Genomic DNA, 14,640 nt, shown 5'->3' with positions numbered 1-14,640 from the left:
CGTGTCGGCCGGGCTGGTGACGGGTGTCGCGCTCCTCGGCGCCCTGGCCGGCTGGGCCGCCGTCCCGCTCGCCCGGCTCTCCGCTCACCCTCGGCCGTCGGCCGCCCGGTCCGATGCGCCCGGCGATGCGGTCGCCCGGTTCCACGCGCCCGGCGATGCCGCCGTCTGGTCCCACGCGCCGGGTGTTGCCGTCGCCCGGTTCCACGTGCCCGGCGATCTCGCTGCCCGGTGCCGCGACCGGCTCGGGGCGACGCTGGCCGGGGCGACGGTGCTTGGCGGGCTGGCGGCGGCGCGGGGCGGCGATCCGGCGTTGCCGGCCTTCCTGGCGGTGGCGGCGGTCGGGCTGGCGCTCGCCCTCGTCGATCTGGCCTGCCTGCGGCTGCCCGACCCGCTGGTGGCCGCCGCAGCGGCAGCGGGTGGTGTCGGTCTTGTCGGAGCCGCGCTGATCACCGGCACACCCGCCCGGCTGCTGGCCGCCCTGGCCGGTGCGGCCGTCTCCTTCGCCGGGTCCGTGCTGCTCGCGCTGCTACCCGGAGCCCGGCTCGGCTTCGGCGACGTGAAGCTCACCGCTGCGCTCGGCCTGCCGCTCGGCTGGCTGGGCTGGCCGACCCTGGGTCTCGGGCTGCTCCTCCCGCACCTGCTGAACGGGGTGGTCGTCCTCGCCCTGCTCGCCGCCCGCCGGGTCCGCCGCGACACCCCGCTCCCCTTCGGCCCGGCGCTCCTCGCGGGCGCCTGGCTGGCGATCCTGCTCGCCTGACCCGGGACCCTGTGATCAGATCGGGACGCGGGACCCTGCGATCAGATCAGGCGGAGCTGGCGGTCCTTCGGGCGGCGGGGTTCGGTGTCGCCGAAGCGCTCGAACAGCCCCGGGTCGATCACGTCCAGGAACGGCGACGGGCGGCACTCGCGCTCCGACCCGTGCCGCGTACGCCGGGCCGCGTGGCTCACGTAGAGCCGGTCCTGGGCCCGGGTCAGCCCGACGAAGAAGAGCCGCCGCTCCTCGGCCACCGCGTCGTCGTCCGGCTCCTGACCCGGCCAGCGCAGCGGCAGCAGCCCGTCCTCGACGCCCACCAGGAAGACCACGGGGAACTCCAGCCCCTTGGCCGCGTGCAGGGTGAGCAGGGTGACCGCCTCGGCGCGCGGGTCGAGGGCGTCCACCTCCGCCCCCGTCGCGAGCTGGGCGAGGAACTGCCCGAGGTCATCGCCGCAGCGCCGGGCCAGCGGGGTGAGCAGGTCGACGGCGGTGCGGACGTCCTCGGGGCGTACCGCGCCGGAACCGTCGAGGGTCGGCACCGCGAAGCGCTCCGCCAGGATCTGGCCGGCCAGCCGTACCCGGGCGGTCAGCGGGCCGTCCAGCCCGGCGTGCCGCAGCTCGCGGGCGATGGCGGTCACCCCCGGCCGGTCGCGGAGGCGGTCGTGCGAGCGCTTCTGCACGGGGATGTTCGCCCGGGCCAGCGCGTCCACGAGGGGCGCGGCCTGCGAGTCGGTGCGGTAGAGCACCGCGATGTCGGAGAAGGACAGCGAGGTGGTCCGGCCGTCGATCCGGCCCGAGTCGAGGGAGCGGTGGGAGAGGCCACCCACCAGGTCGTCGATGGTGCGTACCAGGAAGTCGGCCTCGTCCGCGACGGAGGTCGCGGCGTAGCGACCGACAAGCGGCGCCTCCGGGTCGAGCCGGGCCGGGTCGAGGCGGCGGCCGCGGACCAGCGACGACGGCGCGATGGCCTGCACGGCGGCGGCCAGGATCGGCGCGGACGACCGGTAGTTTCGGTTCAGCCGGACCAGCCGGGCGTCGGTGAAGTCCCGGGAGAAGCGCAGGAAGTAGCCGACGTCCGCGCCCCGGAACGAGTAGATCGCCTGGTCGGGGTCGCCGATCGCACAGAGGTTGCCGTCGGCCGGGCTGAGCAGGCGGAGCAGCTCGTACTGGACGGCGTCGACGTCCTGGTACTCGTCGACGAAGATCCACTTCCAGCGCTCGCGGTACTCCCGGACCAGCTTCTTGTCGCCCTTCAGCAGCGCCACCGGCAGGGTGAGCAGCTCGTCCAGGTCGACCAGGTCCCGCTTGCGCAGCAGCGTCGCGTACCGCTCGTCGTCGTCGCCGGCCTCGGTGCGGGCGGCGGCCCGGTCGGCGTCGTCGGCGATCCGGAAGTCCGCCGGCAGGCCCGCGGCCTGCGCGTTCTCCCGCAGGATGGTCAGGCCCAGCGAGTGGAAGGTGCCGACCGTGACGTCCTCGGCCACCGGGCCGAGCAGCCCGTCCAGCCGGTGCCGCAGTTCCTCCGCCGCCCGCCGGGTGAAGGTGATCGCCAGGCACTGCTCCGGGAAGACGTTCAGCTCCGCGCAGAGGTAGGCGATCCGGTGGGTCAGCGTCCGGGTCTTGCCGGTGCCCGGGCCGGCCACGATGAGCAGCGGGCCGCCCGGCGCCGAGGCGGCCACCCGCTGCATTGCGTCGAGCCGGTCCAGCAGCCCGGTGCCGACCTCCTCCATCCCGGCGAGCATCGGCTCGAACGGCTCGTGCGGGGAGGGCGCCGGCGCGATCGGCGGCGGGGGCGGCGGGGCCGGCTTGCGCTTCGGCTCCGCCTTGACCGCCGCCGGGCGCCGGGTCCTGGGCTTCGGCGCCGGCTCCGCGGGCTTCCGCTGCGCGGGCACGGGTACGTCGAAAAGCGTGTCCTGGCCGGCGCCCCCGGCCGACGATCCCAGCTCCGCCGGGTCGAAGAGGGTGATCACGCCGTACTCGCCGTCGTAGCCGGGGATCCGCCGTACCTCGCCCCGGCGCAGCCGGCCGATGCCCTCGGCGAGCAGCTCGCCGCCGGCCCGGCCGATCTCGTCGAGCGGGGTACGGGTGAGGATGTCCAGCTCCGGCCCGAGCGCGGCGATCAGCTCGTGGAGCTTGCCCTCGACCTTCTTGGAGCGCGCGCCCACACGGTTCAGCTCGCCGAGGATCTCGGCCAGCGGCACCAGATGGGTCACCTTTCGGGCGTGCGCCGGCCGGTGCCCCTCGGGCCGGTCGGCCAGCTCCTCCACCCGGCTCAGTACGCCCACCGTCAGCGGCTTCCCGCACTCCGGGCAGCGCCCGCCGGCCTCCCGCGTGCGCTCCGGGGACCAGTTCACGCCGCAGAGCCGGTGCCCGTCGGCGTGGTACTTGCCCTCCTCCGGGAAGAACTCGATGGTGCCGGCCAGCCCGTCGCCGGTGCGCAGCGCCTCGCGGATCGCGAAGTAGTCCCGGGCCGAGTCGAGGACGGTGGCCTCCCGGGCCAGCGCGGGCGGCGAGTGCGCGTCCGAGTTCGACACCAGCTGGTAGCGGTCCAGGCTGCCGACCCGCCAGTTCATCTCCGGGTCGGAGGAGAGGCCGGTCTCCACGGCGAAGATGTGCTCGGCCAGGTCGGCGTAGCAGTCGGCGATGGCGTCGAAGCCGGACTTGGAGCCGAGCGCGGAGAACCAGGGCGTCCAGATGTGCGCCGGCACCAGGTAGCCGTCCGGGCTGGCCTCCAGGGTGATCTCCAGCAGGTCGCGGGAGTCCAGTCCGAGGATCGGGCGGCCGTCCGAGCCCAGGTTGCCGATCCGCCCCAGCGCGGCGTTGAACCGGGCCACCGCGTCCAGGTCCGGCAGGTAGATGAGGTGGTGCACCTTCCGGGTCCGGTCGTCCCGCTTGTAGATCGTGGAGATCTCCACGCTGAGCATGAACCGGACCGGGTCCGCCTCCGCCGCGCTGGCCAGCCGGGGCGGCAGCCGCTTGGCGATGTCCCGCTCCGCCTCCGGGCTCAGCCGGTACAGGCCGGGCTCGGCCGGGTGCAGGGTCTCGCGCAGGTGGTCGTACCAGGCGGGGTGCGTGAAGTCGCCGGTGCCGAGTACACCGATGCCCTTGCGTCTGGCCCACCAGCCGAGGTTCGGCAGGGTCAGGTCACGGCTGCACGCGCGCGAGTACTTCGAGTGGATGTGCAGATCCGCGACGAACGGCGGGAGGCCACCGGGGGGTGCGGCGCTGAACGGAGGCACGCCGCATCCTGTCACGCCCGGTCCCCCGGCCGCCCGCCGCCACGCGTACGCGTGACCTGAGCAATGCGGTGCTGGACCGGGCGGCCGTGACGCGCTATGGGGCGCGCAGCTCGACCAGGGTCACCTGCGGCGGTGCGCCCACCCGGACCGGCGGGCCCCAGAAGCCGGCGCCGTTGGTGACGTAGACCTTGGTGCCGTCCACCTCGCCGAGACCGGAGACCACCGGCTGCTGGAGCTTCACCAGCAGGTTGAACGGCACCATCTGGCCGCCGTGGGTGTGCCCGGAGAGTTGGAGGTCCACACCGAACTTCGCCGCCTCGTGCGCGGCCACCGGCTGGTGGGCCAGCAGCACCACGGGACGGCCCGGGTCGCGGTCGCCGAGAGCGGCGGCGTAGTCGGCCGGGGCGGCCAGCCCGGTGCCGGCGGCCGTGACGTCGTTGACCCCGGCCAGGTCCAGCACGCCGCCCCGGGCCCGGATCTCCTGGCGCTCGTTCTGGAGGACCCGCAGGCCCAGCCGGTCCACCTCGCGCACCCACTCCTCCACCCCGGAGTAGTACTCGTGGTTGCCGGTGACGAAGAAGCTGCCGTAGCGGGAGCGCAGGTCGCGCAGCGGTTCCGCGGCCGGGCCCAGTTCCGCCACCGAGCCGTCGACCAGGTCGCCGACGACCGCCACCAGGTCGGCGTCGAGCCGGTTGATCATCGCGACGATCCGCTCGGTGTGCGACCGGCCCCGCAGCGGCCCGAGGTGGATGTCCGAGACGGTGGCGATACGCAGCCCGTCCATGGCGCGGGGCAGCTTGGCCAGCGGGATCTGCACCCGGTCCAGCCGGGGCGGTCCCATCGCGGTGCGTACGCCGTACCCGGTGACTCCCGCGGCGGTGAGCCCGGCGAAGATCGCGGCCCCCCGGGCGAGCAGCAACCGGCGGGACGCGTCGTGATCCGGCCGCTCCCCGGCGGGCCCGGTGCCGTCCTGCGGCCCGCTGTTCTCGCCGGCCGGCGGCTCGGCGGACCCCGCCGGCGCGACGGGCGGCTCCGCGAGCGCGACGCTCGAGGTGGGACCCGCCGCCGCCGGTTCGGCGACGTGGCCGCCCGCCGGGGTGTCCGCCCGGCCGGTGCCGCCCGCCGGCACCGTCGACGGCCCGGCAACCACGCCGGTCGCGGCGCGCTCGCGGCGGTGCAGCGCCAGCTTCGCCACCGCCACGGGCACCTCCAGCACCAGCAGCAGCACCAGCAGGTAGAACATCAGGGCCAGCCAGAGGTAGCCCGGCCAGGCGAGCCAGTAGGAGCCGTTGCGGGTGCCCACCATGGTCGCCGGCACGAGCAGCGCCAGCAGCAGCGCGACCACCCCGCCGGCCTTCCGCCAGCGGCCCGGGCGGGTGGTGTCGCGCACCAGCCGCTTCCACAGGTAGAGGTGGATCAGGGCGGTGACGAGCACAGCGAAGCCCACGAACGTCGCCATCGCCAACACGGGAGCCTCCCTCAGCCGCCCGCGAAGGGCGGCAGCACGTCGACCGTCGCCCCGGCCGGCAGCGGTGCCTGACGATCATGGCAGGCCACTCCGTCGACCAGGAAGCTCGCCGCCTTCAGCACCATGGCCAGCCGCTCGCCGTGCCGCCCGGTCAGCTCATCGAGGAGTTCGTCGAGCGACCGGCCGGCGGGCGCGGTCTCCTCGGCGCGGCCGGCCGCGGCCCGCGCGCCGGCGAAATAGCGGACGGTGAGCTGCACCGGTCAGCCTCCGATCGCCGACATGGGGCGGGCGGGTTGCAGGAAGGTGGGATCGTCGATGCCGTGCCCGGCCCGCTTGCCCGACGTCGCGGCACGCCAGCGCCGGGCCAGCTCCTCGTCGTCCGCCCCGGCGCGCAGCGCGGCGCGCAGGTCGGACTCCTCCGTGGCGAAGAGACAGTTGCGGACCTGACCGTCGGCGGTGAGCCGGGTGCGGTCGCAGTCGCCGCAGAACGGCCGGGTCACGCTGGCGATCACGCCGACGCGGGCCGGGCCGCCGTCCACCAGCCAGGTCTCGGCCGGGGCCGCCCCCCGCTCGCCGGGGTCGGCGGTCAACGTGAACTCGGCGCGCAGGGCGGCGAGGATCTCGTCGGCGACGACCATGGTCGACCGGTCCCAGCCGTGCTGGGCGTCCAGCGGCATCTGCTCGATGAACCGCAGCTCGTAGCCGTGCGCCAGGGCGAACCTGAGCAGCGCGGGGGCCTCGTCGTCGTTGACCCCGCGCATCAGCACGGCGTTGAGCTTCACCGGGGCCAGGCCGGCCGCTGCGGCGCCGGCCAGCCCGGCCAGCACGTCGGCGTGCCGGTCCCGCCGGGTGAGTGCGGCGAACCGGGCCGGATCCAGGGTGTCCAGCGAGACGTTCACCCGGTCGAGCCCGGCGGCGCGCAGGGTGGGCGCGAGGCGGTCCAGGCCGATGCCGTTGGTGGTCAGCGAGATGCGCGGGCGCGGCTCCAGGGCAGCCACCGCTGTCACGATGCGGGCCAGGCCGGGCCGGATCAGCGGCTCGCCGCCGGTGAAACGGACCTCGGTGACGCCGAGCCGGTGCACCGCCACCCGGATGAGCCGGACGATCTCGTCGTCGTCGAGCAGTTGCGGACCGGCGAGCCAGGGCAGCCCCTCGGCCGGCATGCAGTAGGTGCAGCGCAGGTTGCACTTGTCGGTCAGCGAGACCCGGAGGTCCCGGGCGACCCGGCCGTACCGGTCGACGAGGACCCCGTCGGTCGTCGTCGGGGCGGCGGTCACCCGTCGACCGTAGCGCGTCCGGTGCCGCTCAGCGCGGCGCGGGCGACGGAGTCCACCGCCGCCCGGTACGAGGCCCCGAACAGCGCGGTGTGCACCAGCAGCAGGTGGAGCTGGTGCAGCGGCACCCGCTCCCGCCAGCCGTCGGCCAGCGGCCACACCTCCCGGTAGGCGGCCGTGATCCGGTCGAGGTGCGGCGGGCCGCCGAAGAGGGCGAGCTGGGCCAGGTCGGTCTCGCGGTGGCCGCCGTGCGCGGCGGGGTCCACCAGCCAGACCCGGTCGTCGAGGCCCCAGAGCAGGTTGCCCGGCCAGAGGTCGCCGTGGATCCGGGCCGGCGGCTCGTCGCCGCCGAACTCGGCGATCCGGTCGATCAGCTCCTCTACCGGGGCGGCCTCGGCGCCGGTGAGCGCGCCGTTGTCGACCGACATCCGCAGGTAGGGCAGCAGCCGCCGCCGGGCGAACCACTCCGGCCATGGGCCCGGGTCGGGCGTGTTGTCCTGCGGCAGCGCCCCGACGAAGCCGGGCCAGTCGGCGCCGAAGGCGGGTGCGCCGGCCCGGTGCAGCCCGGCCAGCTCGCGGCCGAACAGCTCGGCGGCCTCCGGCGTCGGCTCGCCGGGCTCGACCCACTCGAGCGCCAGCAGCTCCGGCAGTGCCACCACCACCTCCGGCACGGCGACCGTGCCGGGCTCGCGCAACCAGCGCAGCCCGGCCGCCTCGGCGGCGAAGAAGCCCTCGGGCACGGCGCGTTCCGCGCGCTCCGGCCAGGTCTTGGCGAAGACCGAGTGCCCGTCGTCCAGGGTGAGGCGGGAGGCGGTGCAGATGTCGCCGCCGGAGACCGGCGTCTCCCGGATCCGCTGGTGGGTCAGGAAGGTGGGCAGGTGCTCCGGGTGTGCCCGCAGGTACGCCAGGTCCATGAGCGCAACGTAGCCGGTCCGCGGGACCGGCGCGGGCCGTGACCGGCTCTGCGGGGTGCCGCTCCTCGCCGACCTGGCCCGATACTCTCCGTATCTGTGGACAACCTGCGTGTCGTCCACAGGGCCTGTCGGACCGGCACCCGTGCGCCGCAGGCTCCCGGCATGAACTCCACCGAGCGTCCCCGCCTCGCCGTCCGCTCGCCCGGCGACCTCGTCGCCGCCGTGCCGTACCTGCTCGGCTTCCATCCCGCCGACAGCGTCGTGGTGGTGGCGATGCGGGGCCGCCGGGTCGTCTTCGCCGCCCGGGGTGACCTGCCCGAGCCGGGCAGCGACCCGCGTCCGGCCGCCCGGCACCTGGCCGAGGTGGTCGCCCGGCAGGGCACCGACGCCGCCACCGTGGTCGGCTACGGCCCGGCCGACCGGGTCACCGGCGCGGTCGAGGCGGTCGGCGAGGCGTTGGACCGCGCCGGGCTGCTCGTCCTCGACGCGCTCCGGGTGACCGACGGGCGCTGGTGGTCCTACCTCTGCGCTGAGCCGGCCTGCTGCCCTCCGGAGGGCACCCGCTACGACCCGGCGGCCAGCCGGGTCAGCGCCGCGGCGGTCTTCGCCGGCCAGGTCGCGCTGCCCGACCGGGCCGCGCTGGCCGCGCAGGTGGCCCCCGTCGGCGGGCCGGTCCGGGTGGCCATGCGCCGGGCCACCGCCCGGGCTCGCCGCCGCCTGACCGCTCTCGCCGGCGAGGCGGGTGGACCGACCGGGGAAGCGCCTCGGCTCGTCGAGGAGGCCGAGCAGGTCGGAGTGGCCGAACGGGTCGGGGAGGCCGAGTGGGTCGGAGGGGCCGAGCGGACCGGAGGGGCCGAGCAGGCCGTCGGGTTCGGGCTGGTGGACGGCCGCGCCGTCCGGTCGGCGGGGGTGGCGGCGGTGCGCATCGCGTTCCGGCGGCACCGGCGCGGTGAGCGGCTCGGCGACGACGAGGCGGCCTGGTTGACCGTGCTCCTCACCCACCTTCCGGTCCGCGACCACGCCTGGTCCCGCACCGACGGCGGGGACGCCGACATCAGCCTCTGGACCGACGTGTTCCGCCGGGCCGAGCCGGAGCTGATCGCGGCCCCGGGCAGCCTGCTGGCTTTCGCGGCCTGGCGGGCCGGGCACGGCGCGCTGGCCGCCGTCGCCCTGGAACGGGTGCTCGCCGCCCACCCCGGCTACTCGCTCGCCGTGCTCCTCGACGACGCGCTCCGCCGTGGGCTCTCCCCGGCCGAGCTGGACGGCTGGCCGGCCACCGACAGCCGGGCGGTGCTCCGCCGTCGTCGCCGGCGGCCCCGCCGGTGACCGCCGACCGCCGACCACTCCGGTGACCGGGGCACGGTTCCGGGGTGAGCCGGAGCGCACCCGGCGGTGCGGGTCAGCCGGGCACGCGGTGCGCCCCGGTGTAGACGTTCATGGTTGCGCCGCGCAGGAAGCCGACAAGTGTCATTCCGGCCTCCTCGGCCAGGTCGGCGGCGAGCGTGCTGGGCGCCGAGACCGCCGCGAGCAGCGGCACCCCGGCCATCCACGCCTTCTGGGTCAGCTCGAAGCTCGCCCGCCCGGAGACCAGCAGCACGTGCCCGGCCAGCGGGAGCCGGCGTTCCCGGACGGCCCAGCCAACCACCTTGTCCACCGCGTTGTGGCGGCCGACGTCCTCGCGCAGCACCACCAGCTCGCCGTCCGCCGTGAAGAGCCCGGCCGCGTGCAGGCCCCCGGTGCGGTCGAAGGCGCGCTGGGCCGCGCGCAGCTGGTCGGGCAGCCCGGCGAGCAGCTCGGCGGTCACCGAAAGCGGGTCCTCGTGCACCGCGAACTGGGAGCGGGTCCGGACGGAGTCGATGCTCGCCTTGCCGCAGACCCCGCACGAGCTGGTGGTGTAGAAGTTCCGGGCCGGATCGGTGACGGGCTCCGGCACGCCGGGGGCCAGCACCACGTCGACCACGTTGTAGGTGTTCGGGGTCTCCGCCCCGGCGCAGAGCTGCGCGGTGCGTACGTCGTCGGCCGACCGGATCAGTCCCTCGGTGAGCAGGAAGCCGATCGCCAGGTCCAGGTCGTCGCCGGGGGTACGCATGGTCACGGCGAGCGGCCTGCGCCGGCCCGGCCCGGCCGGGCCGACCCGGATCTCCAGCGGCTCCTCGACCGCCAGGGTGTCCTGCCGGCGCACCCGCGCCCGCCCGTCGGCCGCCGCGCCGAGGTCGATCCGGAGCACGCCGCGCCGATCAGTCGCCCGTCCCATGCCGCCATCCTGCCCCGCGCCCCGGGACGTCCGCACGGTGACGTCGCCGCCGTCGCGCGCCGCGCTCCGGGCCACCCGCACGGTGACGTCGCCGCCATCCTGCCCCGCGCCCCCGGCCACCCGCACGGCGACGTCGGCGCCATGCTGCGCCGAGCCCCGGACCACCCGCAGGGTGACGCCGAACCCGCGGGATGCGTGCGCCGTATCGAGCGGATTCGCGGCTACCGTGGCCCGGTGACGGCGTACGCGGCGGTGGTGCTCTCGGGCGGCGCAGCCCGCCGGATGGGCGGGGTGGACAAGCCGGCCCGGCCGGTCGGTGGCCGGCCGATGCTGCACCGGGTGCTGGCGGCGGTGGCCGACGCGGGCGAGCGGATCGTGGTCGGCCCGGCGGGCCTGGTGCCCGAGGGGGTGCGGGTGACCCGCGAGGAGCCGCCCGGCGGCGGCCCGGTGGCCGGGGCGTCGGCGGGCCTGGCCCTGCTCGGTGCCGGCGCCACCACCGTCGCCCTGCTCGCGGCCGACCTGCCGCTGCTCACCCCGGCGGCGGTGGCCGAGCTGCGGCGCGCCCTCGACGGCTCGACGGCGGGGGTGGCCTGCTACGTCGACGGCGACGGCCGCCGGCAGCACCTGTGCGCGGTGTGGCGGGTGACCGCGCTGCGGGCCGCCCTCGACCGGCTCGCCGCCGAGCGCGGCGGCACGGTCGACGGGGCACCGGTGCGCGGGCTGCTGGCCGGCACGACCGTGCGGGAGGTGTCCTGGTCGGGGTCCGGGCCGGCGCCGTGGTTCGACTGCGACACTGACGAGGACGTACGCCGGGCCGAGGAGTGGACGCGATGACGGTGATGGACGACTGGGTCACGGCGGCCTGTGCCGAGCTGGGGCTGGACCCGGCCGAGGTGCCGGTGCCGACCGTGCTCGATCTGGCCAAGGACGTGGCCCACCAGGTGCTGCGACCGGGGGCGCCGGTCACCGCGTACCTCCTGGGCATGGCTGTCGGGCGCGGCGCGGACCCGGCCGCGGCGGCCGCCCGGCTCAGCTCGCTGGCCGGCACGTGGCCCGTGGAGCTGGACGGGACCGCCCCGGCGGAGTAGCGCCCCCCGGGCTGTTGTCCGATGCCGGTCGGGGTGATTGGGCCCCCTCCGTCCGTGGGTAGGGTGGCGAGGACGGACGGAGGCGATCATGACGGCAGACCACCCCTCGGCACCGGTTGGTGAGCCCGCCGGCGCGATGCCGGAGCAGCACGAGTCGATCCTGCTGGACGAGCCGACCACGGCCGACCTGCGGGCCAAGGTGACCGAGGCCTGGCGGGAGTTCGCCCGCGCGCTGGCCGACCGGCTGCGCGGGCTGCCCGCCGGCGCGCACCTGGAGGTCACCCTCGACCCGACCGCCTCCGGCACCGGGGACGCCGTCTACTCGGTGAGCGTGGACGCCGGCGAGGAGGGCCGCCTCTCCGCGCGGGCGGTCGGCAACGCGACGCTGCCGCAGGGCTACCGGCTGGACCGGGCCGCGGTGGCCGACATGGTCGCGCTCGGCTGGGCCCCGCCCGGCGTGGTGGCGGGCTCCGGCGAGCAGTTCGGCCTGGACTGCGCCACCGACGAAGCCACCCGGCTGGCGGCCGTGCTGTCCCGGACCCTGCGCGACGTCTACGGCGCCCCGCACCCCGCCTTCCTGGTCTACCTGGTGCACGATGCCGAGGGGGAGCCGCTGCCGGAGGAGCCGCTCGGCACCGCGCGCAGCGAGTTCGGCCCGGACCGCGACGTGGAGGCCGACCTCGACGAGGCGCTGGCGGCGGCCACGGCCGCCCAGGCCCCCGAGAACGACGTGCTGGCCCTGGAGGAGCGGGTGCGCACGGTCGTCTCCACCATGCTGAAGTCCAAGGCCGACCAGGTGCAGGTCGACTCGGACGGCGACATCAACATCCGCGCCGGCTCGGCGATGGTCTTCGTCCGGGTCCGCGACAATCCGCCGCTGGTCGACGTCTTCTCCCCGGTGCTCACCGAGGTCGAGCCGACCGAGCGGCTCTACGTGAAGCTTTCCGAGCTGACCAACCGGATGCCGATCGGCCGGCTCTACTGCGCCGACGACACGGTGTGGGCCTCCATCCCGGTGTTCGGCCGCAACTTCCAGGCCACCCACCTGATGCTCGCCGTGCAGGTGATGACCGGGCTGGCCGATGAGCTGGACGACCGGCTGCACGGGGAGTTCGGTGGCAAGCGCTTCTTCGGCGAGGGTGACAAGCCGGCCCGCTCGCAGGAGCACCGCACCGGCATGTACCTCTGACGCCCGGGCGGGAGCACGCCCGGGCGGCGTCAGCGGACGTCGAGGAGGGTCTTGCCGACCGTGGCCCGGGACTGGATGGCCGCGTGCGCGTCGGCGGCCCGGTCCAGCGGGAACCGCTGCCCGATCAGCGGCCGGAGCCGGCCGGCGGCCCCCTCGGCGAGGGCCTGTTCGGTGAGGGCACGCAGGTCGTCGGGCGTGCCGCCGGGGCGGACCAGGGTCACCCCCCGGGCGGCGGCCTCCGCCTCGGGCACGTCCGCCCAGGCACCGCCGGCCAGCCCGAAGCTGACCATCCGCCCGCCCCGGTCGAGCAGGTCGAAGGCCGCCCGGGCCAGCGAGCCTCCCACCCCGTCGAAGACCACGTCCACCGCGCCCACGGCCGCCCGGACCCGGTCGGTCCAGTCCGGCTCCCGGTAGTCGACCGCCGCGTCGAGGCCGCGCTCGCGGAGCAGGGCGACCTTGCGGGGACCGCCGGCCGCCGCGACCACCCGGGCGCCGGCCGCGGTGGCGAGCTGGGTGAGCAGGCCGCCCACCCCGCCGGCCGCCGCCTCGACCAGCACCCGCTCGCCGGGCCGCAGCCCGGCCGCGCGGGCCAGCATGAGCGCGGTACGGCCGTCGGCGAGCAGCGCCACGGCCGCGTCCAGCGGCAACCCGTCCGGTACGGGGATGGGCGCGCCCTGGTCCACGGCCACGCGCTCGGCGTACCCGCCGCTGCCGCCGGTGGCGCTGACCACCCGCCGGCCGATCAGCGCCGGGTCGGCGTCGGGGCCGACCGCGGTGATCGTGCCGCCGACGCCGTTGCCCGGGATGACCGGCGGGGTCGCTGCGAACGGGCCGAACCCGGTGGCCCGGAACATCGTCTCGACGAAGGTGATGTTCGCGTGCGCCACCTCGACGAGCACCTGTCCCGGGCCGGGCACCGGATCCGGCGCCGGCCCGGGGACCAGCACCTCCGGCCCGCCGAACTCCCGTAGCCACACCGCCCGCACGTCGCCTCCCCGCTGTCGTCGCCGCACCGTCCGGGTCCAGTTGACGACCTGAAGCGCGGTTGAGGTCAAGCCGAGGAGGGCCCGACCCCGGGGGACTCGACCAGCCGGGAGAGGACGATGGTGCTGCGGGACGAGGTGACGAAGGATTCGGCCCGCAGCCGCTCCAGCGCCTCCTCCAGGTGTGCGATGTCGGCCGCCCGAAGGTGGACCAGCGCGTCGGCCTCGCCGGAGACCGTGTACGCGCCGACCACCTCGGGATGCCGCCGGGCGGCGGCGCCGATCTGTGCCGGCGTGGTCCGGCCGGCGCAGAACAGCTCGACGAACGCCTCGGTGGTCCACCCGACGGCGGCCGGGTCGACCACCGCGGTGAAGCCCCGGATGACCCCCGCCGACCGGAGCCGGTCGACCCGGCGCTTGACCGCGGGGGCGGAGAGTGACACCCGCGTGCCGATGTCCGCGTACGAGGCGCGGGCATCCGCCACGAGCAACGCAATGATTCGCTGGTCGACCGCGTCTATCTGCAACGTTCCGCCTCTGGGAAGCAATGGTTGTGACTGTTACCAAAGTTGTACCGTACCTACTCTTGGTGACCGTGAACCAGCAGCGAGTCCCGCGAAAGCGGACATATCTCATGTGCTCGCCCGAGCACTTCGCGGTCGAGTACGCGATCAACCCGTGGATGGACGTGACCGCCCCGGTCGACGCGGAGCTGGCGGTCAAGCAGTGGGACCGCTTGCGGGAGACCCTGGTCGGCCTCGGCCACGAGGTGCACCTGCTCACCCCGGCTCGCGGGCTGCCGGACATGGTCTTCGCGGCCAACGGGGCGTTCGTGGTCGACGGCACGGTCTACGGCGCCCAGTTCAAGCACGAGCAGCGGGCCGCCGAGGCCGCCGCGCACCGGGCGTTCTACGAGGAGAACGGCTGGCGGTTCATCGCGCCGAGCGAGACCAACGAGGGTGAGGGCGACTTCGCCTACCTGCCCGAGGCGCACGGCGGGCTGGTCCTCGCCGGTCACGGCTTCCGCACCGAGCTGGCCGCGCACGCCGAGGCGCAGGAGGCGCTCGGCCGGCCGGTGGTCTCGCTGCGCCTGGTCGACCCGCGCTTCTACCACCTGGACGTGGCGCTCGCCTCGATCGACGACGAGAACATCGTCTACTACCCGGGCGCGTTCTCGGCGGCCAGCCAGAAGGTGCTCGCCCAGCTCTTTCCGGACGCCGTGGTCGCGGACGACGAGGACGCCCTGGCCTTCGGCCTGAACCTGGTCAGCGACGGCCTCAACGTGGTGCTGAACAGCGAGGCGACCCGGCTGGCCGGCAAGCTCAAGACGGCCGGCTACCACCCGGTGCCAGTCGAGCTGGCCGAGCTGAAGAAGGGTGGCGGCAGCGTGAAGTGCTGCATCGCCGAGCTGCGCCACTGACGCACGGAGAACGGGCGGTCTCCCTGAGGGGAGGCCGCCCGTTTCGCGTATGCGGGGGTG

Annotated in this window: 14 protein-coding genes; 6 read left to right on the top strand and 8 right to left on the bottom strand. The window is 75.6% G+C overall.

Translation table 11 applies throughout. The features are described 5' to 3' along the window. Position 1 precedes the first annotated feature (1 nt). On the top strand, positions 2-757 hold the full coding sequence (locus tag ABZW14_RS21525) for an A24 family peptidase (RefSeq protein WP_355349176.1): 756 nt from the start codon (positions 2-4) through the stop codon (positions 755-757). Between the two features lie 41 nt (positions 758-798). Here the strand turns inward: ABZW14_RS21525 and ABZW14_RS21520 are convergent, their stop codons facing one another. From ABZW14_RS21520 to ABZW14_RS21500, 5 genes are all read right to left on the bottom strand, one after another. Then, a complete protein-coding gene (locus ABZW14_RS21520) occupies positions 799-3,990 on the bottom strand; it encodes a UvrD-helicase domain-containing protein (RefSeq protein ID WP_355349173.1) in 3,192 nt (1,063 codons plus the stop codon). Between the two features lie 94 nt (positions 3,991-4,084). Beyond that, the gene (locus tag ABZW14_RS21515; protein ID WP_355349170.1) at positions 4,085-5,449 is read right to left on the bottom strand and encodes a metallophosphoesterase; all 1,365 of its coding nucleotides are present in this window, start codon (positions 5,447-5,449) and stop codon (positions 4,085-4,087) included. Between the two features lie 20 nt (positions 5,450-5,469). Continuing rightward, the gene (locus ABZW14_RS21510; RefSeq protein ID WP_355349167.1) at positions 5,470-5,715 is read right to left on the bottom strand and encodes a MoaD/ThiS family protein; all 246 of its coding nucleotides are present in this window, start codon (positions 5,713-5,715) and stop codon (positions 5,470-5,472) included. Positions 5,716-5,718: 3 nt separating this feature from the next. Continuing rightward, positions 5,719-6,735: a GTP 3',8-cyclase MoaA gene (moaA, locus tag ABZW14_RS21505; protein ID WP_355349164.1), complete on the bottom strand. Its 1,017-nt coding sequence runs from the start codon at positions 6,733-6,735 to the stop codon at positions 5,719-5,721. Beyond that, a complete protein-coding gene (locus ABZW14_RS21500; protein WP_355349161.1) occupies positions 6,732-7,646 on the bottom strand; it encodes a fructosamine kinase family protein in 915 nt (304 codons plus the stop codon). Before ABZW14_RS21500 ends, moaA begins: the two co-directional genes overlap by 4 nt. A 162-nt stretch (positions 7,647-7,808) precedes the next feature. On the opposite strand from ABZW14_RS21500, the gene ABZW14_RS21495 reads away from it, so the two are divergent. Then, on the top strand, positions 7,809-8,972 hold the full coding sequence (locus tag ABZW14_RS21495) for a DUF4192 domain-containing protein (protein WP_355349158.1): 1,164 nt from the start codon (positions 7,809-7,811) through the stop codon (positions 8,970-8,972). 73 nt (positions 8,973-9,045) lie between these two features. On the opposite strand, the gene fdhD is transcribed toward ABZW14_RS21495, so the two are convergent. After that, complete coding sequence (gene fdhD / locus ABZW14_RS21490; protein WP_355349263.1) at positions 9,046-9,900, bottom strand: formate dehydrogenase accessory sulfurtransferase FdhD; 855 nt, start codon at positions 9,898-9,900, stop codon at positions 9,046-9,048. Between the two features lie 234 nt (positions 9,901-10,134). Here fdhD and ABZW14_RS21485 point away from each other — a divergent pair, with 234 nt between their 5' ends. The 3 genes from ABZW14_RS21485 to ABZW14_RS21475 all read left to right on the top strand — a co-directional run bounded on the left by ABZW14_RS21485 (position 10,135) and on the right by ABZW14_RS21475 (position 12,177). Further along, on the top strand, positions 10,135-10,734 hold the full coding sequence (locus ABZW14_RS21485; protein WP_355349155.1) for an NTP transferase domain-containing protein: 600 nt from the start codon (positions 10,135-10,137) through the stop codon (positions 10,732-10,734). Further along, positions 10,731-10,988, top strand: a complete 258-nt coding sequence (locus ABZW14_RS21480) for a DUF6457 domain-containing protein (RefSeq protein ID WP_355349152.1) — start codon at positions 10,731-10,733, stop codon at positions 10,986-10,988. Before ABZW14_RS21485 ends, ABZW14_RS21480 begins: the two co-directional genes overlap by 4 nt. Positions 10,989-11,076: 88 nt before the next feature. Further along, positions 11,077-12,177 (top strand): hypothetical protein, encoded by a 1,101-nt coding sequence (locus tag ABZW14_RS21475; protein WP_355349149.1) that lies wholly within the window; start codon positions 11,077-11,079, stop codon positions 12,175-12,177. Positions 12,178-12,206: 29 nt separating this feature from the next. Here ABZW14_RS21475 and ABZW14_RS21470 read toward each other — a convergent pair whose 3' ends face one another. Beyond that, the gene (locus ABZW14_RS21470; RefSeq protein ID WP_355349146.1) at positions 12,207-13,163 is read right to left on the bottom strand and encodes a zinc-binding dehydrogenase; all 957 of its coding nucleotides are present in this window, start codon (positions 13,161-13,163) and stop codon (positions 12,207-12,209) included. A 65-nt stretch (positions 13,164-13,228) separates the two neighbouring features. Further along, positions 13,229-13,687, bottom strand: coding sequence for an Lrp/AsnC family transcriptional regulator (locus ABZW14_RS21465; RefSeq protein WP_091265141.1), 459 nt, complete (start codon positions 13,685-13,687; stop codon positions 13,229-13,231). A gap of 59 nt (positions 13,688-13,746) precedes the next feature. On the opposite strand from ABZW14_RS21465, the gene ddaH reads away from it, so the two are divergent. Continuing rightward, entirely contained in the window at positions 13,747-14,580 is an 834-nt protein-coding gene (ddaH, locus tag ABZW14_RS21460; RefSeq protein ID WP_355349143.1) for a dimethylargininase, read from the top strand. Positions 14,581-14,640 lie beyond the last annotated feature (60 nt).

The sequence above is a fragment of the Micromonospora sp. NPDC004551 genome, assembly GCF_040609975.1.
In the GTDB taxonomy this organism is placed as follows: Bacteria; Actinomycetota; Actinomycetes; order Mycobacteriales; family Micromonosporaceae; genus Micromonospora.
Note: the sequence above shows the minus strand (reverse complement) of the source record. Positions and strands in the feature narration are given on the sequence as shown.

Coding starts and splice junctions, on each gene's coding strand:
- ABZW14_RS21475 (WP_355349149.1), top strand. CDS start 11,077: ATGACGGCAGACCACCCCTCGGCACCGGTTGGTGAGCCCGCCGGCGCG.
- ABZW14_RS21515 (WP_355349170.1), bottom strand. CDS start 5,449: ATGGCGACGTTCGTGGGCTTCGCTGTGCTCGTCACCGCCCTGATCCAC.
- fdhD (WP_355349263.1), bottom strand. CDS start 9,900: ATGGGACGGGCGACTGATCGGCGCGGCGTGCTCCGGATCGACCTCGGC.
- ABZW14_RS21495 (WP_355349158.1), top strand. CDS start 7,809: ATGAACTCCACCGAGCGTCCCCGCCTCGCCGTCCGCTCGCCCGGCGAC.
- ABZW14_RS21480 (WP_355349152.1), top strand. CDS start 10,731: ATGACGGTGATGGACGACTGGGTCACGGCGGCCTGTGCCGAGCTGGGG.
- ABZW14_RS21500 (WP_355349161.1), bottom strand. CDS start 7,646: ATGGACCTGGCGTACCTGCGGGCACACCCGGAGCACCTGCCCACCTTC.